General features: G+C 71.1%; 20 protein-coding genes. 11 read left to right on the forward strand and 9 right to left on the reverse strand.

The features are described from left to right. Positions 1 to 497: 497 nt before the first annotated feature. Together AB1K54_RS11320 and AB1K54_RS11325 are read right to left on the reverse strand one after the other, a co-directional pair. Positions 498 to 3,554, reverse strand: a complete 3,057-nt coding sequence (locus tag AB1K54_RS11320; RefSeq protein WP_371202853.1) for an AAA family ATPase — start codon at positions 3,552 to 3,554, stop codon at positions 498 to 500. Beyond that, positions 3,551 to 4,705 (reverse strand): exonuclease SbcCD subunit D, encoded by a 1,155-nt coding sequence (locus AB1K54_RS11325; protein WP_371202854.1) that lies wholly within the window; start codon positions 4,703 to 4,705, stop codon positions 3,551 to 3,553. Before AB1K54_RS11325 ends, AB1K54_RS11320 begins: the two co-directional genes overlap by 4 nt. Before the next feature lie 68 nt (positions 4,706 to 4,773). Between AB1K54_RS11325 and AB1K54_RS11330 the strand changes: the two genes are divergently transcribed. Then, positions 4,774 to 5,151, forward strand: coding sequence for a YchJ family protein (locus AB1K54_RS11330; protein ID WP_371202855.1), 378 nt, complete (start codon positions 4,774 to 4,776; stop codon positions 5,149 to 5,151). 112 nt (positions 5,152 to 5,263) lie between these two features. After that, the gene (locus tag AB1K54_RS11335) at positions 5,264 to 5,473 is read left to right on the forward strand and encodes a hypothetical protein (RefSeq protein ID WP_371202856.1); all 210 of its coding nucleotides are present in this window, start codon (positions 5,264 to 5,266) and stop codon (positions 5,471 to 5,473) included. Between the two features lie 108 nt (positions 5,474 to 5,581). Here the strand turns inward: AB1K54_RS11335 and AB1K54_RS11340 are convergent, their stop codons facing one another. Next, a complete protein-coding gene (locus AB1K54_RS11340; RefSeq protein ID WP_371202857.1) occupies positions 5,582 to 5,875 on the reverse strand; it encodes a GNAT family N-acetyltransferase in 294 nt (97 codons plus the stop codon). Between the two features lie 480 nt (positions 5,876 to 6,355). Between AB1K54_RS11340 and AB1K54_RS11345 the strand changes: the two genes are divergently transcribed. After that, positions 6,356 to 7,093, forward strand: coding sequence for a winged helix-turn-helix domain-containing protein (locus AB1K54_RS11345; protein ID WP_371202858.1), 738 nt, complete (start codon positions 6,356 to 6,358; stop codon positions 7,091 to 7,093). Positions 7,094 to 7,235: 142 nt separating this feature from the next. Further along, entirely contained in the window at positions 7,236 to 8,228 is a 993-nt protein-coding gene (locus AB1K54_RS11350) for a DNA-3-methyladenine glycosylase (protein WP_371202859.1), read from the forward strand. A gap of 106 nt (positions 8,229 to 8,334) precedes the next feature. On the opposite strand, the gene AB1K54_RS11355 is transcribed toward AB1K54_RS11350, so the two are convergent. After that, complete coding sequence (locus AB1K54_RS11355) at positions 8,335 to 9,504, reverse strand: RtcB family protein (protein ID WP_371202860.1); 1,170 nt, start codon at positions 9,502 to 9,504, stop codon at positions 8,335 to 8,337. Between the two features lie 436 nt (positions 9,505 to 9,940). Here AB1K54_RS11355 and AB1K54_RS11360 point away from each other — a divergent pair, with 436 nt between their 5' ends. The 3 genes from AB1K54_RS11360 to AB1K54_RS11370 all read left to right on the forward strand — a co-directional run bounded on the left by AB1K54_RS11360 (position 9,941) and on the right by AB1K54_RS11370 (position 10,887). Then, positions 9,941 to 10,357: a VOC family protein gene (locus AB1K54_RS11360; protein ID WP_371202861.1), complete on the forward strand. Its 417-nt coding sequence runs from the start codon at positions 9,941 to 9,943 to the stop codon at positions 10,355 to 10,357. Positions 10,358 to 10,413: 56 nt separating this feature from the next. Further along, positions 10,414 to 10,638, forward strand: coding sequence for a hypothetical protein (locus tag AB1K54_RS11365; RefSeq protein ID WP_371202862.1), 225 nt, complete (start codon positions 10,414 to 10,416; stop codon positions 10,636 to 10,638). Between the two features lie 63 nt (positions 10,639 to 10,701). Beyond that, positions 10,702 to 10,887 (forward strand): DUF1918 domain-containing protein, encoded by a 186-nt coding sequence (locus AB1K54_RS11370; protein WP_371202863.1) that lies wholly within the window; start codon positions 10,702 to 10,704, stop codon positions 10,885 to 10,887. A 15-nt stretch (positions 10,888 to 10,902) separates the two neighbouring features. On the opposite strand, the gene AB1K54_RS11375 is transcribed toward AB1K54_RS11370, so the two are convergent. Next, on the reverse strand, positions 10,903 to 11,370 hold the full coding sequence (locus AB1K54_RS11375; RefSeq protein WP_371202864.1) for a GyrI-like domain-containing protein: 468 nt from the start codon (positions 11,368 to 11,370) through the stop codon (positions 10,903 to 10,905). 105 nt (positions 11,371 to 11,475) lie between these two features. Here AB1K54_RS11375 and AB1K54_RS11380 point away from each other — a divergent pair, with 105 nt between their 5' ends. Continuing rightward, positions 11,476 to 12,225: an SDR family oxidoreductase gene (locus AB1K54_RS11380; RefSeq protein ID WP_371202865.1), complete on the forward strand. Its 750-nt coding sequence runs from the start codon at positions 11,476 to 11,478 to the stop codon at positions 12,223 to 12,225. A 52-nt stretch (positions 12,226 to 12,277) separates the two neighbouring features. Here AB1K54_RS11380 and AB1K54_RS11385 read toward each other — a convergent pair whose 3' ends face one another. Then, positions 12,278 to 13,108 (reverse strand): aldo/keto reductase, encoded by an 831-nt coding sequence (locus AB1K54_RS11385; protein WP_371202866.1) that lies wholly within the window; start codon positions 13,106 to 13,108, stop codon positions 12,278 to 12,280. Between the two features lie 91 nt (positions 13,109 to 13,199). On the opposite strand from AB1K54_RS11385, the gene AB1K54_RS11390 reads away from it, so the two are divergent. Next, on the forward strand, positions 13,200 to 14,174 hold the full coding sequence (locus AB1K54_RS11390) for a calcium/sodium antiporter (protein WP_371202867.1): 975 nt from the start codon (positions 13,200 to 13,202) through the stop codon (positions 14,172 to 14,174). 9 nt (positions 14,175 to 14,183) lie between these two features. Here AB1K54_RS11390 and AB1K54_RS11395 read toward each other — a convergent pair whose 3' ends face one another. Beyond that, positions 14,184 to 15,563, reverse strand: a complete 1,380-nt coding sequence (locus tag AB1K54_RS11395) for an alpha/beta fold hydrolase (protein WP_371202868.1) — start codon at positions 15,561 to 15,563, stop codon at positions 14,184 to 14,186. Between the two features lie 106 nt (positions 15,564 to 15,669). Between AB1K54_RS11395 and AB1K54_RS11400 the strand changes: the two genes are divergently transcribed. After that, a complete protein-coding gene (locus tag AB1K54_RS11400) occupies positions 15,670 to 16,923 on the forward strand; it encodes an amidohydrolase (RefSeq protein ID WP_371202869.1) in 1,254 nt (417 codons plus the stop codon). Positions 16,924 to 17,113: 190 nt separating this feature from the next. Then, a complete protein-coding gene (locus tag AB1K54_RS11405; RefSeq protein WP_371202870.1) occupies positions 17,114 to 18,070 on the forward strand; it encodes a phospholipase in 957 nt (318 codons plus the stop codon). 116 nt (positions 18,071 to 18,186) lie between these two features. Here AB1K54_RS11405 and AB1K54_RS11410 read toward each other — a convergent pair whose 3' ends face one another. Both AB1K54_RS11410 and AB1K54_RS11415 read right to left on the reverse strand, forming a co-directional pair. Further along, positions 18,187 to 20,295 carry a glucose PTS transporter subunit IIA gene (locus AB1K54_RS11410; RefSeq protein ID WP_371202871.1) on the reverse strand — a complete coding sequence of 703 codons (2,109 nt, stop codon included), beginning with the start codon at positions 20,293 to 20,295 and terminating at the stop codon, positions 18,187 to 18,189. A gap of 205 nt (positions 20,296 to 20,500) precedes the next feature. Continuing rightward, on the reverse strand, positions 20,501 to 21,367 hold the full coding sequence (locus AB1K54_RS11415; protein WP_371202872.1) for a hypothetical protein: 867 nt from the start codon (positions 21,365 to 21,367) through the stop codon (positions 20,501 to 20,503). Between the last annotated feature and the right edge of the window lie 336 nt (positions 21,368 to 21,703).

A 21,703-nucleotide genomic window follows, 5' to 3' on the forward strand; every position in this document is an offset into this window, starting at 1 on the left:
AATGTCACTGACATCCATAAATTGATCCAAAGGAATTCTCAACCAGACCAAAAAGCCTGGACGAGGATAAAATTTGGCATTTGACAAGTGCACGCTGTTGAGTTCTCAAGGAACGGACGCTCCCATGGTCGAGTCTCGCGACTTTGCCCATGAGGCTAGTTCTTGTTAGCCACACCGTTCCGTCTGTCGAACCGACTGTTGGGGATCTCTGATCCTCACTGGCAGCCGATGACCGCGGTCCACGGGGTGGAGTTCCATCCTAGACCCGGAGGTCGCATCTCGCAAAACGCGATGTTGCATCAGATGGAGGTTGGTTCTCCGCTTGAGGGGGGCGGGACTCTCAGTCCCGCGCTCTTCCCTGTGGGGCGAACAAGTAATACTTTACGTGCGATCCCCCCATCCGTCGAATCCAGCCTGCACCCCGGGCGTGTCGCACCCCACAACCCGCAGAAAACCGCGGAAGAAGGCCGATGGCGGGCGTCCCTGCGACGCCGCCCTCACGCGCTTCCGGCCGCGACATCGACGCTCGCCTGACGGATGATGCTGGGGCCGGCGGCGGTGGCCTCGATGACCAGTTGAGCGGGTATCTGCTCCTTCATGGCCGCGACATGGCTGATCAGGCCCACCGTGCGTCCGCCCTGACGGAGCTCGTCGAGCGCGCGCATGGCCAGTTCGAGCGTCTCGTCGTCGAGCGAGCCGAAGCCCTCGTCGATGAACAGGGTGTCGAGCCGGATCCCTCCGGCACGGGCGGTGACGACTTCGGCGAGGCCCAGCGCCAACGCCAGCGAGGCGAGGAAGGTCTCGCCGCCTGAGAGCGACTGCGCCGGCCTCGACTGCCCTGTGTGCGCGTCCATGATCTCGAGTCCGAGCCCCGATGCCGCATTCCGCGCTGCGCGGGCGTCGGAGTGCTGCAATCGATAGCGCCCGTTCGACATGTCTTCGAGACGAAGGTTCGCGGCATCGACGATCACCTCGAGCTCGGCGGCGAGCACGAACGCCTCGAGCGTCATCCGATGCGTGTTGGGCGCGCGACCGCTGACGGTGTTCGCGAGACGGGCGATGACGTCACGGTCCGCGGCGAGCGCGGCGATCCCCTCATGAGCAGCGGCCGCGCGCCGCACGAGGTCGCTCACCTGCTGCGCCGTCTGCTCGGCACGGGTGCAGGCCTCAACAGCCTGCCGCTCGCTGGCGAGCGCCGTGTCGCGCGAAGCGGTGGCCGAAGCGAGATCCTCCAGGCCGCTTGCCGCTTCCCCGATCTCGTGCTCGAGGCGGCGTGCGTGCTCCGTTTCGGTGCGCAGCGCGACCTCGTGGTCGCCCACGCGCCGGCGCAGCGCCGCACGCACGTCGGGCGCGCGCAGCGCCGCCGACGCCTGCGCACGGTCTTCGAAGGCGCTCGCCGCCAGCAGCTGGTCCACGTCGGCGAGAGCCTGCACCGCGGCCTTGTCTGCCGCGCTGCTTGCGAAGATCGCATCGGCGAACGAGCCGGCGAGCGCTCGGCGACGGGTCGATTCGGCGACCCGCTCTGCGACGGAGGCGAACGAACCGCGCGCCTCGGCGACGGCGCGCTCGAGGGTCGCGGCATCCGTCTTCGCCACCGCCAGCACGACGCGCAGGTCTGCGAGCGCCGTCGCCGCACGCCCCCGTTGGTCGGCGGCTTCGGCGTCCGCTGCCACGAGCGCGTCGCGCTCTTCGGTGAGTGTCGCGCGACGGGCGTCGGCGTCCCGCGCGGCACGAACCTCTGCGGCTGCTTCGTGATGCTGAACCTCGAGCGTGGCGACGGATTCGCCCCCGGCTCGGGCGAGCGCCCCTGCGTGCGCCGACCGCACGTGCGCCGCGCGCTGCGCCGCAGCCTTCTCTGTCGCCGCCTGCTCGTCGCGAACCGCCTCGGCCCGCGCGATCTCGTCGTCGGTGACCACGGCGCCCTCGGTCACCGCCGGGTCGGGGTGATCGGTCGATCCGCACACCGCGCAGGGGATGCCGTCGACGAGCCCGCCCGCGAGTTCGCCCGCGTAGCCGGCCAGACGCCGTGTCAGCAGATCGGTGACCTCGGCACGTGCCCGATCGTGGGTCTGTGCCGCGGCGAGCTGAGCGGCCTCGGCGGCGGCGACGTCCGTCGCGAGCGCCTCGGCCTCTCGCGCGGCGGCGAGGCGCTCGGCGGCGCTCGCGAGGCGTGCCTGCGCGTCGCCGAGGCGCCCGGCATCACCGAGGGCCGCACGCAGGTCGGGCTCCAGGCCGGCCAGACGTGCGGCCAGTGCCGCGCGGCGCTCGTCGATCTCGCGCACCTCGTGTTCGAGCGCTTCGGCGCGCTGCTGGTTGCGGGCGATCTGCGCGGCGAGCGCGGCCAGTTCGCGTTCCCGGCCCTCGGCGCCGGCCCACCGCGCCAGCTGCCCGGTGAGCTCGTCGGCGATCCCGCGCAGCGCCGTGGCATCCGCGTCGTGCTCGCCGCCCGCCTTCGTCCACGCGGCCCGACGCGCTTCGCGCTCGCTCGCGGCCACTGCCGCCGCGGCGGCGGCGCGCTCGGCGGCATCGAGGGGGGCGCGCAGCGCTTCGGCGGCGTCGGCTCGTTCGACAACGAGACGATCGGACTCGATCGACGGCGATGCCGCCTCGAGCGCGGCCAGCCTCGACCGTGACTTCTCGAGCTGCTGCAACTTCTCGTGCAGCCAGGAGGCGGCCGCGAGCGCGGACTCCGCACTGCGGGCGGCGGCGGTGGCGGCCGCACTCTGCTCGCGAAGGGCTCCTGCTCGGGCGTGGGCGGTGCGCACGCCATGCTCGGCGCGCGCGACCCGGGCCGCGAGGTCGTCGGCCGAGCCTTCGGCGTCGGAGGCCGCGTCGATGCGGTCGAGCACCTCGCCCGCCTCGCCGAAGCCTTCCCACTGCTGCGCGGAGTCGAGCAGCCGCTCGGCCTCGTCGAGAAGCAGGCTCGCCCCGTCGCCGGCCGCCTCGATGGCTGCCTGGGCGTCTTTGCGGCGCTGTTCCAGCGCCTCTTGGTACTGCTCGAACGTGCGTGTGCCGAACAGCCGCCGCAGCAGCTTCTGGCGCTCGTCGCTCTTGGCGAGCAGGAACTCGGCGAACCTGTTTTGTGCGAGGAGGATCACCTGGAGGAACTGCTGCTGTGTGAGCCCGAGCACGTCGTCGAGCGCGAGTCCCACATTGCGCAGACCCGCAGCGCGCCCGACCCATGCGCCGTCGACGAACTCGTCGAGCTGCGCGTCGGCGGCGACCGGGGTGGTTCCGACGCCGCGCTTCTTGGCCCGCTCGTACTCGGGCGAGCGCGTGACACGCCACCGCTGCTCGCCCACGCTGAACACGACGGTCGCCGACGTCGGCTCGTCGGGGGCGCAGTAGTCGCTCCGCAGACGCCGGTCGCCCGATTCGTAGCGGGGCACGCCGCCGTAGAGCGCGAAGCACACGCCGTCGAGCACGCTCGACTTGCCGGCGCCCGTTCGGCCCGCGATGAGGAAGATGCCGTCCTGGCGAAAGCCGTCGAAGTCGACGACCTGCCGATCGCGGAACGGCCCGAAGCCCTCGAGCTCGAGGCTGTGCAGTCTCATGCGAGCGCCTCGGCGGCCGCACGCTCGGCGACGATCTCATGGATGAGCGCGGTCTCGCTCTTGGTCGCCCCCTCGCCGTTTCGGACATGCACGAGGAAGGCGTCCATCAGTTCGGCGTGGCTGCGGCTCGCGTGCACGCGCTGCGCGTACGTCGCTGCGTCGTCGGCGCGCTCGACGCTCGGCGCGTGAACCACCGCTGCGCAGTGCGGAAAGCGCGCCTGGAGGCGCCGCATGGGCTCGAGCTGCGGCGTCGCATCGGTATAGCGCGCGCACACCCATGCCGCCTCGGCCGAGGCGAACCGCGGGTCGGCCAGCAGTTCGTCGAAGGGCGCGGTGAGCGTCACGAGCGCGCGCGGCACCGGAAGATCGAGCCACTCGGCGGACACGCAGCCCGCGGCATCCGTCTCGATGAGCCAGGACCCGCGCGGCTTGTCGCCCTCGCCGAAGCTGTAGTGCAGGGGCGCCCCCGCGTACCGCACGCGCGGCGAGAGCTGCTGCCTGCCGTGGATGTGCCCGAGCGCGACGTAGTCCGGACCCTCGAATGCCGACAGCGGGACGACGTCGAGCGTGCCCTGGCGGATCTCGCGCTCGACGCCGGGCGTGGCATCGACGCCTGCCGCGAAGCAATGTGCCATCACGACCGAGCGCCCGCCCCGCTCGGCGAGGTCGGCGCGCACGAGCGACATCGCGTGCGCGATCGTGTCGGCCTGCGTGCGCAGCGCAGCGTCCGGCCACAGGTGGCGCACCAGGGCCGGCTCGAGGAAGGGGATGCCGTAGAAGTGCACCGGACCGAACCGGTCGTCGATGGTGATCGGGGTTCCGACCGTGAGGGGATCGGTGACGACGTGGATGCCCTCGCGGAGGAGCTCGGCCTGAAACCCGAGCCGCGCCGCCGAATCGTGGTTGCCGCTCGTGACGACGACCTGCGCGCCCGCGTCGGACAGAGCGCGCAGCGTGCGCGTGAGCACCGGGTAGCAGGCGGCGGACGGGGCTGCCGAGTCGAAGACGTCGCCCGCGACGAGCACGACGTCGACCTCGTGCTCGCGCACCTGGGCGGCCAGCACCGACAGCACCGAGCCCAGCGCGTCGAGCGTCGAGTGCCCGTGGAAGGAGCGGCCGATGTGCCAGTCGGAGGTGTGCAGGATCCGCATGCTCCCACCGTAGGTTCGGCCTGCGACATCGCTCCGACGCCCCGCGGTCGCTCCGGCACAATGGACCGATGGATGACGCGTCGCGATGCCCGTGCGGCACCGGGGAGACCTACGGCAACTGCTGCGGCCCCCTCCACGCGGGCGCGCCGGCGCTCACGGCCGAGCGGCTCATGCGCTCGCGCTATTCGGCGTTCGTGGTCGGCGACGCGGAGTACCTTCTGCGAAGCTGGCACCCGTCGACCCGGCCCGATCGGCTCGAGCTCGATCCCGCCCAGCGCTGGCTGCACCTCGAGATCGTAGACCGCCGCGGCGGCGGTCTGTTCGACCGCGACGGCGAGGTCGAGTTCATCGCGACCTTCCGGCTCGACGGGCGGCGCCACGAGCTGCGCGAGCGCAGCGGCTTCGTGCGCGACGGCGCCGGCTGGGCGTATGTGACGGCGGTCTGACGCGCCTTGCGCGGATGCCGCCACCCCTGCGTCGATTCCTGCCATCACCGCCGCACGCGGAAATGTCGGAGCCCCGCTCTAGGTTCGGTGTGTCGGAACCGATGGAGGAATCATGCTCTGGACCGTTCACGCCAGCGAAGTGCAGTTCCGCACCGAGAGCGCGCTGCGCGCTCGGGATCTCGCGATCCGGGCCGCCCGCAGCGAGCGCGCGGCAGCGGTCGCGCAAGAGATCGCGGCGGGCATCGACCGCACGCGGCCCGGTCGCCCGGCCGCGTGGCCGAGGCCGATCCGGCTGGCGCCCGCGCAGCCGGCGTGCGCGTGAACTCCGGCGCCCCCGGGTCAGGTCGTGCCGCCGGCGAGCTGCTGTGCCAGCACGCGCGCGATCTCGTCGACCGACGTGCCGCCGACATCCGCGCTCGCGGGCACGGCGTTACGCGCTCCTGCGGAGGATCGCCGATCGGTCGGGGTGCGCGGTGAACCAGTCGGCCACGTACCAGCACACCGGGATCACGCTGCGATCACCGGATGCCTCGAGCTCGGCGATGGCGCGATCGACGAGTTCCCCCGCATAGCCGTGGCCGCGGAACGGCGGGACCGTGTAGGCACGCGTCATCGAGACGCTGCGGCCGTCGTCGCGGTAGTCCAGAACGCTGACGAGGTCGTCGCCTCGGTGCAGGGTGTACCGCGAGGCGTCGGACTCGTGGGCGAAACGGAGCTCTTTCACCCCGACAGCGTACGTCTGCTTTCTCGGTGCGGGATCGATGACCGCGCGCGTCGGCCGACGCTGCGACCTCGTCGACCAGGAACTGGCGTTCCTCAGACAGGGTGTGCAGGTTCAAGGGGCATCCGCTCGAATTCATAATGTTTCGTGATTTGACTCATAAGGGAACCTTCGGTCATAATCGCCCACATGAATGACAACGCACTCACTCTGTCCGCCTGGGAGGCGAACGGGGCTGCCGGCATGATGGCCGGCCGCGTTGTCGGGCGTTGTCGAATGTGCCTGTGATCCGGTGACACCCGCCGGACTCGATCGATTCGGCCCCGTTCCGAGGGCATCGAACCGAGTCTCCGCACGGACACCGCGACATCCGTCGCACTGTCGCGTGCCCCGCACCGGCCACGAACCCGGCCGATTCCCGCAACACAGAAGAACCCGCTCCGGCCAGACGCCCGGGTTCCGATCGCAAGGATTCTCCCTCCCATGTCGAACACCGCACTCCTCGACCGCCCCCTCACCCACAACAGTCCGGCGACCCGCGTGACCGAGCGCATCGCCCCCGCTGCGGCGGCGCCCGCCCCCGCAGACCCTGCCGCCGTGCGCGCGGTCCCGACCGGCACCACCCCCCGCGGCTTCGCGCTGTACGTCGGCATCGACGAGGCGAAGGCCGCGGCATCCGGCGTCTCGCTCGGCGTTCTGGTCGACGCGCTGCGCCGCACCCTCGCCGACCTCGCCCCCGGCGCCGAGACCTACGCCACCGTCGCACTGGCCCCCGTCGGCGCGGGCGGCCGCGACGTCGACGTCGTGCGACTCGCCCTGCACGAGCCGTCGGCCGTCGCGCGCACCAAGCAGGACGACGAGTCCGACGAGGAGCGCGCACCCTCTGGCGTCGTCGTCGACATCTCACGCAAGCGCGTGCTCATCGACGGCGAGTCGGCCGCCCTGACCTTCAAGGAGTTCGAGCTGCTGCAGTACCTCGTGCTGCGCGAAGGGCGCACGATCGAGCGCACCGAGCTCGTCGGCTCGCTCTGGCAGGGCACGCAGGACGACGACGCACCCGGCGAGCGCACGATCGACGTGCACGTGCGACGTCTGCGCGCGAAGCTCGGCCGCTACGAGGACATCGTCCGCACGGTGCGCGGAGTGGGCTACCGCTTCGACCGCCACGCCGACGTCGTGATCCGCTACGGCCACGGCACGCCGTCGCCCGACCGCTTCTGAGCCTCGCTCACGGGCCTGGCGCGGCGCTTCGGCCGGTCGCGCGCGTCATCACGAGCGGCGGGCGCCGATGCCGCGAACCCCGCCTCACGGGACGACCGAGACACGGTCGGCGGATGTCGCAGCCACGACGTATCGTGAACGCATGAGGTCGTCGGGTGTCTTCCCCGTGCGCGACGCGCATGCGAGGGGCGCCCTGCGCGACTCCCGCCCAGATTTCGGCCGACCTCTCGAGACGGAGTACCGGCCGCGGCATCCGCTCGACCTCTCGCGCACGGTGCTCGTGCAGCGGCGCGGATTCGCCGATCCCACCACGATCGTCGACGGCGCGGTGATCTGGCGCGCGAGCCGCACTCCGCACGGAGTCGCGACGCTCGCGCTGCGCGAGGTGAGCCCCGGGGTGATCCGCGGCGCCGCATGGGGGCCGGGGCGCGAGTGGGCGATCGCGCAGCTGCCCGCGCTGTGCGGCGCCGACGACGATCCGACGGGATTCGACGGGTCGGGGCATCCGCTCGTCGCCGAGACCCACCGGCGCAATCCGGGCCTGCGGCTGGGTCGCACCGGGATCGTGTTCGACGCGCTCGCCGGGGCGATCATCGAGCAGAAGGTCACCGGCACGCAGGCCTTCGCCGCGTGGCGGCGGATCGTCACCTGGTTCGGCGAACGGGCACCCGGCCCCACGCCGCGCCCGATGTTCGCGCCGCCCTCGATCGACGGGTGGCGCCAGGTGCCGTCGTGGGCGTGGCATCGAGCAGGCCTCGAGCCGCCGCAGGCGCGCACGATCGTCGAGGCCGCGCGGCACGGGGCGTCGATCGAGCGCGCGGTGCTCGAGGCCTCCGACGCCGACGCACGCGATCGCGTGCTCACGAGCCAGCGCGGTGTCGGTGCGTGGACTGCGGCCGAGACCCGCATCCGGGCACTCGGCGACCCCGACGCCGTGAGCGTCGGCGACTTCCACCTCGCGCACGAGGTCGGCTACGCGCTCACCGGCGAGCGCGTCGACGACGACGGGATGCTGCGGCTCCTCGCGCCGTGGACGGGCCAGCGGCAGCGGGTCATCCGCCTGATCGGGCTGAGCGGGGCGCGCGAGCCGCGGCGCGGTCCGCGCCTGCACCCCGAGGACCACCGCGACCGCTGAGCGGGGACGGCCCTTCGGCGGGGTCCGGGGTCAGCGGACCGACGGGCGACGGCGGCGCATATCGGATGCCGCGACCCGACGCTTCACGCCGGGTCGCGGCATCCGCTCAATCGCCCTTCACGTTGACGAGCTGCCGGAGCGTGTGCCGGACCTTGACGAGGTCGGCGGCGTCGGCCATCACCGTGTCGATCGGCTTGTACGCCTGCGGGATCTCGTCGACGAAAGCGTCCGTGTCGCGGAACTCGATGCCCGCCATCGCCTCGCGCAGCTGCTCGTGCGAGAAGGTGCGCCGGGCGGCCGACCGCGAGTACTCCCGGCCCGCGCCGTGCGGCGACGAGTTGAGCGACAACGGGTTGCCGAGGCCCTCCACGACGTACGAGGCGGTGCCCATCGATCCGGGGATGAGTCCGGGTCGGCCCGCGTCCGCCTGGATCGCCCCCTTTCGCGACACCCACACCTGCGTGCCGAAGTGCTTCTCGTGCTCGGTGAAGTTGTGGTGACAGTTGATCCGCTCGTGCTCAGCCACGGGCTCGCCGAGGAACTCCGACACCTGACGCACGACCCTGTCCATCATCTCCTCCCGGTTGAGCAGGGCGAAGTGCTGTGCCCACCGCAGCTCGCGGATGTACCGCGAGAACTCCGGCGTGCCCTCGACGAGGTAGGCGAGGTCGGGGTCGGGCAGCTCGATCCACCACTGCTTCGCGAGCCGCTGCGCGACCCCGATGTGATGCGCGGCGATCTTGTTGCCGACACCGCGGGATCCGGAGTGCAGGAACAGCCACACCCGATCCGACTCGTCGACCGACACCTCGATGAAGTGGTTGCCGGAGCCGAGCGAGCCCAGCTGCACGCGCCAGTTGCCGCCGAACTTCGCCGGGTCGAACTCGGCCTTCTCGGCGAGCGCTTCGAGCTCGGCGACGCGCGGCGCGGCGGTCGCCACGACCTTGTTGTTGTACCGACCGGCCGACAGCGGGATCGCGCGCTCGATCTGCTCGCGCAGCTCGCTGAGTGGGCGGTTCGCGAGGTGGTCCTTCGTGAACTGCGTGCGCACGGCGATCATGCCGCAGCCGATGTCTACGCCGACGGCAGCGGGGATGATCGCGCCGAGGGTCGGGATGACCGACCCGACGGTCGCACCCTTGCCCAGGTGCGCGTCCGGCATGAGCGCCAGATGCGGGTGGATGAACGGCATGCGAGACGAGGTGCGTGCCTGCTCGACGGTCTTCTCGTCGATCAGGCTCGCCCACGAGAGCAGCCGTGCGGAGAGCCTCTCCATGATTCCTTTCCTTGCGTGGCCCGTTGGCGGGCTCGAAGTCCGTGCCGGTCGGGGTCGGGCTCCGAGCGCAGTGACTGCGCAAAGAGAAACGCCCCGGACCTGTCGGTGCGGGGCGTGAGAAGAGCGGATGCTGTCACACGGCGCGCGCCGGAGGGTACGACTCGTCACGGTCGCTGGGCTGGAAGCCCAGAACCGTCACGCGCTGATTCCGCTTCGCGGGCATCGGTCGCCTCCTCGGCTCGAACGCTGCGCCGGTCGGCACAGCCTTGCAAAGCTAGTGCAGTGCGGAGCCGGAGTCAACGGTCGGCGCGGCAGGCATGCGCGATGCGGATGCCGCGGACCGTCTGCCCTGTCGGATGTCGCAGGCCAGGAGCACACTGGACCATGCCGCGAGGCCGGTCGCGGCATCCCATCCACCGTCCTACCGAGGAGCGACATGCCCAGCCTCAACCCCTACCTCTCGTTCAAGAACGAGGCGCGAGCCGCGATGGAGTTCTACCGCAGCGTGTTCGGCGGCGACCTCGTCGTATCGACGTTCAGCGAGTTCGACGGCATGGTGCAGGATCCCGCCGAGGCGGACCTCGTCATGCACGCGCAGCTGAGCACCCCCGACGGCTTCGTGCTCATGGGCGCCGACACGCCGACCGGCATGGAGTACACCAAGCCCGCCGGCATCTCGGTGTCGGTCAGCGGCGACGACGAGGCGAAGCTCGAGCGCTTCTGGAACGCGCTCGGCGAGGGCGGGTCGGTCACGATGCCGTTCGACGTGCCGCCGTGGGGCGGCCGCTTCGGCATGCTGACGGACCGCTTCGGCATCGACTGGATGATCGCGTACAGCCCCGCGCAAGGCTGAGCGGGAGTGTGCTCACGCGCGGGCCGGATGCCCCGGCCCGCGCGTAGTCTGAACGCATGACTGAACGCGGCACGGGGTGGCCGAAGGGCCGCACCGGATGGATCATCGGCACCGTCGTGCTGCTCGGCCTCGGCGTGCTCGTAGGGGCGATCCTCGGCAGCGTCGTGCTGGGACTGGTGATCGCGATCGTGGTCTCGATCGGCTGGCTGATCGCGTACGAGTCGTGGCGCGGAAAGGCGCCAGGGCTCGACGATCCGTGGGACGATGGCGCCCAGCTCTGAGTCGGCGGCGGCCCTGGCGACCCGGCCGTCGCCGTCGTAGGGTGAGCGCGAGGAGGTGCGAAGATGCAGACCAAGGTCGGTGATCGCGTCATCATCCACGGACGCACGGTCGGCTCCCCTGAGCACGTCGGAGAGGTGATCGAGATCCGCGGCCACGTGGACGAGCCGCTTCTCGTCGTGCGCTATGACGACGGGCACGAGGCGATCCTCTCGCCTGGGTCGGACTGCGAGATCAGGCACGCAGGCTGATCCCGCAATCCCCCGTCACCGAACGGGCTGCTGCAGTTCGGTCACCCATTCGGACTGGGGTCGATCGGAGGGCGCTTCGAGGTACACCTCGCGGCACGCGCCGTACATCTCGACCCCGTCGGCGGCGATCGCCTGCATGAACTCGCTCCACGCGCGCCCGATCCCGGGCATGTCGCCCTCGTAGCGCGTGGTGGCCGCGCGCTCGACGGCTGGCAGCTCGACGACCTGCCAGTCGGGGCTCTCCACCGGCTCGTCGCCGGCGATCCACGAGACCCACACGCGCAGGTCGTCGGTGCCGTCGACGGGCTCGTACCAGAAGATGCCGGGCTCGCGGTGCTCGACGCCGGAGCTGTGCAGCGCCCCGAGCAGCGGGGGCAGGATCTGGTCGATGACCGTGGGGACGCCCTCGGGTCCGCCGGCTGCGATGCCGCTGGCGGCGTACACGGTGACGGGTTCGATGCGGCGGTACTCGATCTCGGTCATGAGGGGTGCTCCTTCCGTCATGCTCGACCCTGGCACAGCGGCAGGGTCGAGCGGTAGGACCCGAACGAGCGGCGCGGCGCGGCGCGATGAGAGAGGATGCAGACCATGAGATTCGCCATCGCAGGAGGAACCGGGCGGGTCGGCGCACACGTCGTCGCCGTCGCCGAGGAACGCGGGCACGAGGTCGTCGTGCTCACGCGCCGCACGGGCGTGGACGTGCGTTCGGGCACCGGCATCGCCGAGGCTATCGAGGCGGCGCATGCCGTCATCGACGTGCTCAGTATCTCGACCCAGTCGGCCCACGCCTCGACGGCGTTCTTCACCGAGACCACGCGCGCGCTGCTGGCCGCCGAGCGCGCAGCGGGGGTCCCGCACCACGTGGCGCTCTCGATCGTCGGCATCGACCGGGCGTCGTCGTACGGCTACTACACGGGCAAGATCGCGCAGGAGCGGCTGGTGGAATCCGGCGACGTGCCGTGGACGATCCTGCGCGCGACGCAGTTCCACGAGTTCTCGGGCCAGATCTACGCGGCCGCGAAGGCGGGCCCCCTGCACCTGGCCCCGCGCATGCGCACGCAGCCCATCGCAGCGCGCGAGGTCGCCGAACGCCTCGTAGACCTCGCCGAGGCGGGGCCGGCCGGTCGCGTGCCGGACCTCGCGGGTCCGCGCGAGGAGAGCCTCGTCGACATGGTGCGGACCTACGCGCGCGCCACCGGGCATCGCGGCTGGATCCCCTCGCTCCCCCTGCCCGGCGCTGCCGGACGAGCCATGCGCGAGGGCGCGCTCCTGCCGGGCCGGGACGCACAGCTCGGGAAGCAGACCTTCGCCGAGTGGATCGCGGCGCTGCGCGCCTGAACCGGGGCACCGGCGCACCGCAGGTGGCGGCATCGGCCCGCCGCCGCTCCGGCTACATCTCTTCGTGCGTGTTCGGGTCGCCGTTCCACAGGCGCCCGCGCTCGAGAGCCGAGATCGCGGCGACCTCGTCGGCGGTGAGCTCGAACCCGAAGACATCCGCGTTCTCGCGCTGTCGGTCGGGGTCGCCCGACTTCGGGATCGGTGTGCTGCCGAGCTCGATGTGCCACCGCAGCACGACCTGGGTTGGCGTCACGCCGTGGATCGCCGAGAGTTCGTGGATCACCTGCTCGGTCAGCAGTTCACTGCGCCGCGCGAGCGGGCTCCAGCTCTCGGTGCGGATGCCGTGCTCGGCGTGGAACGCGCGCAGCGCCGCCTGCGGAAAGTACGGGTGCAGTTCGACCTGGTTCACGGCCGGCACCACTCCGGTCTCGTCGATGAGGCGCGTGAGCATCTGCTCGGTGAAGTTCGAGACGCCGATCGAGCCGATCTTGCCGACCGCGCGCAGATCGATCATCGAGCGCCACGTGTAGAGATAGAGGTCGCGGCTGGGGTTGGGCCAGTGGATGAGCGAGAGGTCGATGCGATCCACGCCGAGGGCGGCGAGCGACCCGTTCGTGCTCTCGATCGCGAGGTCGTAGCCGTGGTGACGGCCCGGGATCTTCGTCACGAGGAACAGTTCGTCGCGCGGCACCGCACTCTGGCGCACCGCCTCGCCGACCTCGCGCTCGTTCTCGTAGTTGACGGCCGTGTCGAGCAGGCGATACCCGCTCTGGATCGCCGAGACGATGGATGCCACCCCCTCGGGGCCGCGCAGGTTGTAGGTGCCGAGGCCGAGCTCGGCGAAGGGCGTGCCGTCGTTGAGGGTCACCGTGGGGATGCGCATGCGTCCATCTTGGCGTGCCGGCAGCGGTGCCGGGCAGGGCTCGAAGCACGAACGATGGGAAGGCGGCGCGTCGCGCCGATATCCTCCTGTCATGCCGCCGATTCTGTGGATCATCCTGGGACTGGTGGGGCTGATCTTCGGCGCCGAGCTGGTCGTGCGCTACGGGGCACGCCTCGCGTCGGGGCTCGGGGTGCCCCCGATCCTCGTCGGGCTCACGGTCGTCTCGCTCGGCACGAGCCTGCCCGAGCTCGCGGTCGGCATCGACGCGGTGCGCACCGGCGCGGGCTCGCTCGCCGTCGGCAACATCACCGGAACGAACATCGTCAACCTGCTGCTGATCCTCGGCCTGTCTGCGGCGATCCGCCCGATCCCGCTCGGGCTGCAGACCCTTCGGCTCGACCTGCCCGCGATGGGCGCGGCGGCGTTCCTGCTGCTGGTCTTCTCGGTCGACGGCGCCCTGCAGGTCTGGGAGGGCGTTCCCCTCGTCGTGTTCGCGATCGTGTACATCGTGCTGCTCGTGCGCTCGACCCGCCGCGAGAACGCAGTCGTGCTGGCGGAGTTCGCCGAGGAGTACCCCGTCTCCAGACCGCGGGAGCGCCGCGCCGGCCCGATCCTGCTGCAATCGGGTCTGCTGGTCGTCGGGCTGGTCGTGATCGTGTTCGGGGCGCAGTGGCTCGTGGAGGGCGCCGTCGACCTCGCGACCGCGCTCGGGGTGTCGGACGCCCTGATCGGCCTCACCATCGTCGCGATCGGCACGAGCGCGCCCGAGCTCGCGACGACGATCCTGTCGACCTTCCGCGGCGACCGCGACATCGCGGTGGGCAACCTCATCGGCTCGAGCATCTTCAACCTGACGATGATCCTCGGCGTGACGCTGCTGTTCGCACCCGGGACGGTGGCGATCGACCCCGAGCTCGTGCACGTGGATCTGCCGGCGATGGTGGCGGTGTCGCTCGTGTGCGGCCCGCTGATGATCTCGGGGCGCAGGCTCTCGCGCGCCGAGGGCATCGGGCTCGTCGCCGCGTACGTCCTCTACTTCGGGTATCTCATCGTCGCCCGCACCTGACGGCCGGATCTATGCGCGGTCGTGGTCGCTCCCTTCGAAGTCCGGCCACGCGGCGATGTCGACGCCGTGGTTGTCGGGCGAGGCGAGCGTCCACCACATCGGCGCGTGCGAGGCATCCGCCACCCGACCGCCGGCGGCGACCGCAGCCTGCACGCGCGCTTCGGCGATCTCGCGCGGCACCGAGACGTCGACGTGCATGCGCCCCCGACCGGAGCGACCCGACTCGAGCGGCTGGAACGACAGGTGGGGACCACGCCGGTGCCGGTCGACCGCGTCGGTGAGGCCGAGCTCGTCGTAGCCGAAGGCGGCGGCCCAGAAGGGGCGCGAATCGGCGTCCGGAGCCTCGGCGACCGCGATGCCCACCTGCTGCACCTGCGTCGGGTCGGACCTCAGCCCCAGCTCACGGGCCACCGCCGAGACGCGCTGCGCCAGGTCGACGTCGCTCTCGGAGAGGCCCCCGTCGCTGCGCGTGAACGTTCGGACAGTGACGCCCCGAGGACGCACATCGACGTCGGGCTCGTGGCCGACCGCGGCCGAGATGTCGCCGATCGCGGCCGTGAAGCGCGCCGCCTCGGCGAACGATCCGGTGGCGTAGAACGCGTACGCACCCCAGTAGAGCACGCGCCACTCCTCGAGGCCCGGAGCCTCGTGGAACCGCTTCGCCGACACCGCCGCGCGGATGCGCCCCGTGCCGATCGGCGGCTGCGCGAGGATCGCCTCGGCGAGATCGTCGGGCCGGGTGAGCATCGGCCAGTGACCGGTGGGGATGTCGACGAAGGTGAGATCTCGGATGCGCGTGAACTCCTGCACCTGCGGCGCCCCCGCCGCGATCCACTCCCTGAGGTCGGCGGAAGAGTACTCGGTGGCGATCGCCGTCACCGGCACGTCATAGCGCCGTTCATCGCCGGCGAATCGCGCGGCATCGCCCACGATCCCCCACGGCGTCGGGACCGCGGCGCCGGTGAGCGCCGCCATGCCGCCCTCGCCGAGGTCGCGGACGTCGGCATCGTCGAACTGCGACCACGCAGGCAACGGCACCACGCCGTCGACGGGCTCGTAGCCGCGCACGAGCGGCTGCCCGTCGGTCGCCGGGAAGCCCGCGACGTAGATCGCCCGCGCGACGCGGTCGGGCCGCGCGTCGACGGCGAGCGAGGCGACGCCGCACGCCGCCGAGTGGCCGACGAGCACGACCGGCCCGTCGCACGCGTCGATCTGGGCGACCACGGCGGCCACGGCATCGGCCAGCGTCGCAGACCTGTCGACGTCACCGCGCTCCATGCCCGGCAGCGTCACGGGATGCGGCCGGTGACCGGCCGCCTCGAGCAGCGGGGCGACGGCGTACCACGCCCACCCGCCGAGCCACATTCCGGGAACGAGAACGATGTCCATCGCGCGGCCTCCTGAGATCCTGACGGGTTTCGCCACCTCCGCGAGTATGGCGCGGGCCGCCGACATCCGAAACAGCCGTGTCGGAGCACCGCTCTAGGGTGGGGGCATGCCGCAGATCACCGTCATCACCGGAGGCCGGGTCGTGCCGGTCAGCACCGACCCCATCGACAACGGCGTCGTCATCATCGCCGACGGCGTGATCGCCGCCGTCGGCGGACCCGAGACCGGCATCCCCGAAGGCGCCGACGTCATCGACGCGGGCGGCAAGTGGGTGCTGCCGGGCTTCGTCGAGGCGCACGGGCACCTGGGCGTGCACGAGGACGGCGAGGGCTGGTCGGGCGACGACACCAACGAGATGACCGATCCGAACGGCGCGCGCTTCCGCGCGATCGACGGCATCGACATCGAAGAGACAGGGTTCCGCGACGCGCTGCGCGGCGGCGTGACGACCGCGGTCGTCAAGCCCGGGTCGGGCAACCCGATCGGCGGTCGCACCGTCGCGCTCAAGACGTGGGGCGGCCGCACCGTCGACGAGCAGGTGATCTCCACCGAGGTGTCGGTGAAGTCGGCGCTCGGCGAGAACCCGAAGCGCGTGTGGGGCGACAAGAAGCAGACTCCGGCGACGCGGCTGGGCGTGGCATCGGTCCTTCGTGAGGCGTTCGTCTCGGCGCGCAACTATGCGGCCAAGCGGGCGGATGCCGCCACCGAGGGCAAGCCGTTCGACCGCGATCTCGCCAATGAGACCCTCGCCGCCGTGCTCGACGGCGACCTCGTCTGGGATCAGCACTGCCACCGCCACGACGACATCGCCACCGCGATCCGCATCGCGGAGGAGTTCGGGTACACGTTCGTGGTCAACCACGGCACCGAGGCGCACAAGATCGCCGATGTGCTGGCCGAGAAGGGCATCCCGGTCATCTTCGGCCCGATGCTCACGTCGCGCTCCAAGGTCGAGCTGAGAGACCGGCACGTCGGCAACCTTGCCCTCATCGCCGCGGCGGGCGTCACCGTGGCGATCACCACGGACCACCCGGTGGTGCCGATCGAGCAGCTGCGCCTTCAGGCGATCCTCGCGGTGCGCGAGGGGCTGCCGGCATCCGTCGCTCTCGAGGCGCTCACCGTCAACCCGGCCGCGATCCTGCGCCTGGACGACCGCGTCGGCGCGCTCGAAGCCGGTCGCGATGGCGATGTCGTGGTGTGGTCGGGGGATCCGCTCGACCTCGACTCGCGCGTCGAGCGGGTGTTCATCTCGGGTCGCCCGGTGGTGGTTCCGACCGGCGCCGACGATCCCGCGCCGCGCATCGTGAATCGCTGGGAGCGGTTCGGCTGGGAGGGCTGGACCCCCTCGGCGATGGCGTGACGACGGCCCGTCGACCGCGATCGGGAGGGCATGCGCCGGACCACGCCCGCGGGACCGCTCCCACCGTCCGTCCAGGGAAATGGCCGGAATCGTCCAGATCCGGGGTTCAGACTCGTCGGCGTTGCGTTCGACCCGAGGACGCACCTCGCTGCAGCGATGCGGCGAGCGAAGCTCCCGAAAGCGTTCCTGCATGCCCTTCACACCCACCCCTTCCTCGACTGCGCCCTCGACCCGCCGTGCCCTCCGGGCACGCTCGCGCCGCCTCGGCGTCCTGCTCACCGTCGGCGTCGCCCTCGGCGCGATCTCCGGCATCGCCGGCCTCACCGGCGCCGCCACCGCGGCGATGCCCGCTGCCTCGGCCCGTGTCATCGTGGCGACCGCCCCCGGACAGCTCGTCGACGCGGCGGTCGCCGCCTTCACCGGCGACTCTGCGCCCGTCGCCATCGACCGCATGGTGGCTTCGGCCCACACCGCCCGCCAGGTCGCCCGCAACGCGCTCGCCGCCGCGACGGCTCTGGAGTCGGATGTCGCGTCCACGGCCCTGCCCGTGAGCGGCCCGACGAAGATCTCGACCGCGGCCCTGCGCGAGGCGATCGCTGGCCTCAAGGACGCCGACATCACCCCGCTGCTGCTGCTGCCCGAGCTCATCGACGACGCGCGAGACGAGGCGGACGCCGTCCAGGCCCAGGCCGCCGCCCTCGGCGAACGCCTCGACGCCGCGAAGCAGAAGAAGGCCGACGCCGACGCCGCGGCCGCCGCCGCCGAGGCCCAGCGCCAGGCCGACGAGGCCGCCGCGGCACAGGCCGCAGCACAAGCCGCCGCCCAGGCCGCCGCGAACACGGTCGACGGTGCGCAGGCGTTCGCCCGCGACTACGCCGCCTCGCAGTACGGCTGGGGCGACGACCAGTTCTCGTGCCTCGTGAACCTCTGGAACCGCGAGTCGGGCTGGGACTACCAGGCGTACAACCCCGACGGCGGAGCGACCGGCATCCCGCAGTCGCTTCCCGGAGACAAGATGGCCAGCGTCGGCGCCGACTGGCAGACCAACGCCCGCACCCAGATCATCTGGGGCCTGCAGTACATCAACGGCTCCTACGGCTCGCCGTGCGCGGCATGGGGACACTCGAACTCGTACAACTGGTATTGAACCCCGACGGCCGGCACGTCACGCTGCCGGCACGTCACGTGACATGACGGATGCCTCGCCTCGGCCGATCGGCCGGGGCGAGGCATCCGTCATCCGGTCTCGGAACCGGACCCCGATCACTCGGCCGGCTTGGGCTCCACGGTGATGAGCGAGCCGCCGGTGCTGATCTGGCCCTCGAGGATGGGCGCGACCTCACCGAAGTCGTCGGCGTTGAGCACGATGACCGGCGTGATGAGCGGGTAGCCCGCCTTCTCGATGACGGCTCGGTCGAAGATGACAAGCGGCGTGCCGGTCTCGACCCGGTCACCGTTTTTCACCTGGACGTCGAAACCCTCGCCGTTCAGGTTCACCGTGTCGATGCCCACATGGATGAGGATCTCGACGCCGCCGTCCAGTTCGAGCCCGAACGCGTGCCCGGTGGGCTGGGCCGCCACGACCGTGCCCGGCCCCGGCGACACGACCGTGGTGTTCGAAGGTTCGATCGCCGCGCCCGGTCCCATCGTGCCCGACGCGAAGACCGGGTCGGGCACCTGGTCGAGGGGCACCACTCTCCCGTCCAGGGGCGAGGCGATGTCGATCGGCTCGCGTTCGAGGAGAGCCGTCGCCGTCGCAGCCGCAAGCGGGGCGGCAGCGGTCGCCGCAGCGCCCGCCGTGGCAGCGACACCCGCCGCCACGGACGGCGCGGGAGCGGTGTGCTTGGCAGCCTCCGCGGCCTCGGCCGCGTCGCGTTCGCGCTCGAACTCGGCCTGCTGCTCGGGCGTGCGGAAGTTCGAGAAGACCACGAGCAGCATCGCCACGACGAAGGCGACGGCGATCGCGATCGCGTACAGCCCGATCGGGTTGAACGCGGGGATGGTCAGCAGCGACGTGAAGACGAACGCCGAGGTGGTGATGCCGTCGGGCAGCCCCAGAATGAGGCTTCCGACGCCGATGGTGAGACCGCCCAGGAAGCATCCGACGAGCATCCGCGGATAGATGCGCTTGAACCGCAGATGGATGCCGTAGAGGGATGGTTCGGAGATGCCGCCGAGCAGGCCCGCGGCCAGAGCACCCGTCGCGGTCTGCTTCATCTGCGTGTCGCGGTTGCGGTACGACAGCACCAGAACGCCCGCGGTCGCGCCGAAGCACGCGAAGTTCCACGCGCCCATGGGGCCCTGGATGAAGTCGTACCCGAGCGTCTGGATGTTCAGCAGCATGATCGCATTGATCGGCCAGTGCAGGCCCAGCGGCACCATGAACGGGTAGGCCAGCGGAATCACGATCGCGAAGATGAACGGCGACCAACTGTTGATGGCGGCCAGGAGGCTCGCAAGGCCTGCACCGACGTAGACGCCGATCGGCCCGATGAGGAACGCGGTCAGCGGGATCATGACGAGCATCGCGAAGAACGGCACGAAGATGAGCTGCAGGTTGTCGGGGATGATCTTGCGCAGCAGCTTGTAGAGCGGCCCGAGGACCGCCGCCATGAGCAGCGGCGGGAACACCTGCGAGGAGTAGTCCGCGATCGGCATCGGGATGCCCCAGATGGGCACGATGGTCACCTGCGCGGCCTCGAAGCCGAACAGCGCCGTCTTCTCGACGCCCGCGCCGAGTGCCGTGAAGCCGGGCAGCATCAGCACGGCCATGATCGCGAAGCCGACCCACGGGTCGGCGCCGATCTTCTTCGAGGCGTTGTAGGCCACCATGAGCGGCAGGAACACGAACACGCACTGCCACATCAGGTTCACAAACGCCCACGACGGCTCGAGGGTGACCCCCGGCGCGTTCCAGTCGGGGATCACGTCGAGGGTCGCCATGAGCGCCATGAACGTGATGAAGAAGGATGCGCCGAGGAGGGCTCCGAGGATCGGGCGGAACGAGTCCGACAGGAACTCGAACAGCGAGTCGATCCACGCGACTTTTCCGCGCACGCCCTTGTTGCGCTCGCGGGCCTTGATGTCGTCGATGCTCTCGTCGCCGCCGCCCGCGCCCGCGCCGGCCATCTCGGGCAGCGCCTGGATCTCGTTGTAGACGTTCTGCACGCCGCCGCCGATGACGACCTGATAGCGGTCGCCTGCCTGCGGCACGGCGCCCATGACGCCGGGGATCGCCTCGATCGCCTTCTGATCGACGCCCGAGGCATCCTTCAACTGGAATCTGAGCCGGGTCGCGCAGTGCGTCAGGCTCTGCACATTGCCCGCACCGCCGACTGCCTTGATGATCTCCGCGGCTGACGAGGAAGCCATTGCTCTGTCTCCTTCGAATCCCCTACTGCATCCGAAGGGCAAGCCCACCCCGACCCGCCCTCTTGAGCGTGATGCTAGCGACGAAACCGCCCGCCGGACACCCCAACCGTGCGCGGCCGACACGCGGGGCGGGGACGGTGCGGGGCGTGTCCGCATTCGGAAGCGCCCGTGACGGCATCTCTGCGTCGACAGCGCGCAGCCTGTCTCAGTCGAGGTCGGCGAAGACCCCGATCCGCTCGCCGTCGAAGACGAACTGCAGCGCGCCGCCGACCGGGAACCTGTCGGTGAGCTGCGTGGGCGACTGACTGTCGATGGGCATCTCGATCGTCGCGGGGAAGGCCCCTATGCCGCATCCGGAATAGACGCCGCCGTTGTACGACCAGCTGTTCTGGTCGAACTCGTCGGGCGGCGGGATGTCCGCGGTCCTCACGACCGTGAAGCAGTCGCTTCCCACCATGCTGTAGCCGTCGGTCTGGAAGATCGTGAGGCCCAAGTATTCGAAGACGAGCGAGCTGGGGCCGGCGCCGAACCATCCGACCGGCAGTGCGGCCGTGGACACCGGGTCCAGCGACGCGACCTGCGGAGCGCCCGACGAGACCGAGACGGGCGTGATCTCGGTGACCGCGTAGGTGGCGCCCGCCGCCAGCGCGGCTGCCCCCACGACCGACGCCGCCCACAGCAGCGCCATCGCGCGCGGGATGCGCCGTCCGGGCGGACCCGGTTCGTCCGGCGCGGGCGCGGCCAGGGCTGACAGGGCTCGGGCGGCCTCCTGCGCCTCGGGCTCGGCGGCGGGGGCGGCGGGCGTGTGGGCACGCTCGGCGGGAGCGGGGGCGGGCGCTTCGGGTTCGTGCCCCACGGCGGACGCGAACCGGTCGGAGGCTTCGGGATCGACCGGCGGCGCGGCGGGGGGCGGCGTCGCGATCGGGTCTTCGGGCGGCGCGACCCGCCGGCCGTTCAGTGCTTCGAGCTCGCCCAGCCGCCGAAGCGCCTCGGCATCGTCGTGGATGTCGGCGGAGGGGCCGTACGCACGGGTTCGCAGGGCGCGCAGTTCGTCCAGGGCTGCAGTGTCCATCCCCCGCATCGTCTCACGCCGGTGCGGAACGACGGCACGCGTACGACGCGTCGCGCCGGCCGTGCACGGGGATCGGCCGGATGTCGGATGCCGCGGGGCGGGGCATCCGATTCTCGGCATATGCCCTGTTCTGGGCCGCCGTGCGCCGCGCCGGAGCCAGCCTCTCGGGCGTGCGCGTGGTGACCGGAGGTGGCACTTCTCATCCGGTCACGCCGTGTCGGCGCGCCCTTGCTGTCGTTACCTTTTCGTTATAGAGTGATCGCACGGTAGCTGTTTTGCTGTGGCGGCTGCCGACATGTGATTGCAGGACACTCTTGGTGCAAGGGAAGAGCGCCG

The sequence above is a fragment of the Microbacterium sp. BWT-B31 genome (assembly GCF_041379855.1).
Classification (GTDB): domain Bacteria; phylum Actinomycetota; class Actinomycetes; order Actinomycetales; family Microbacteriaceae; genus Microbacterium.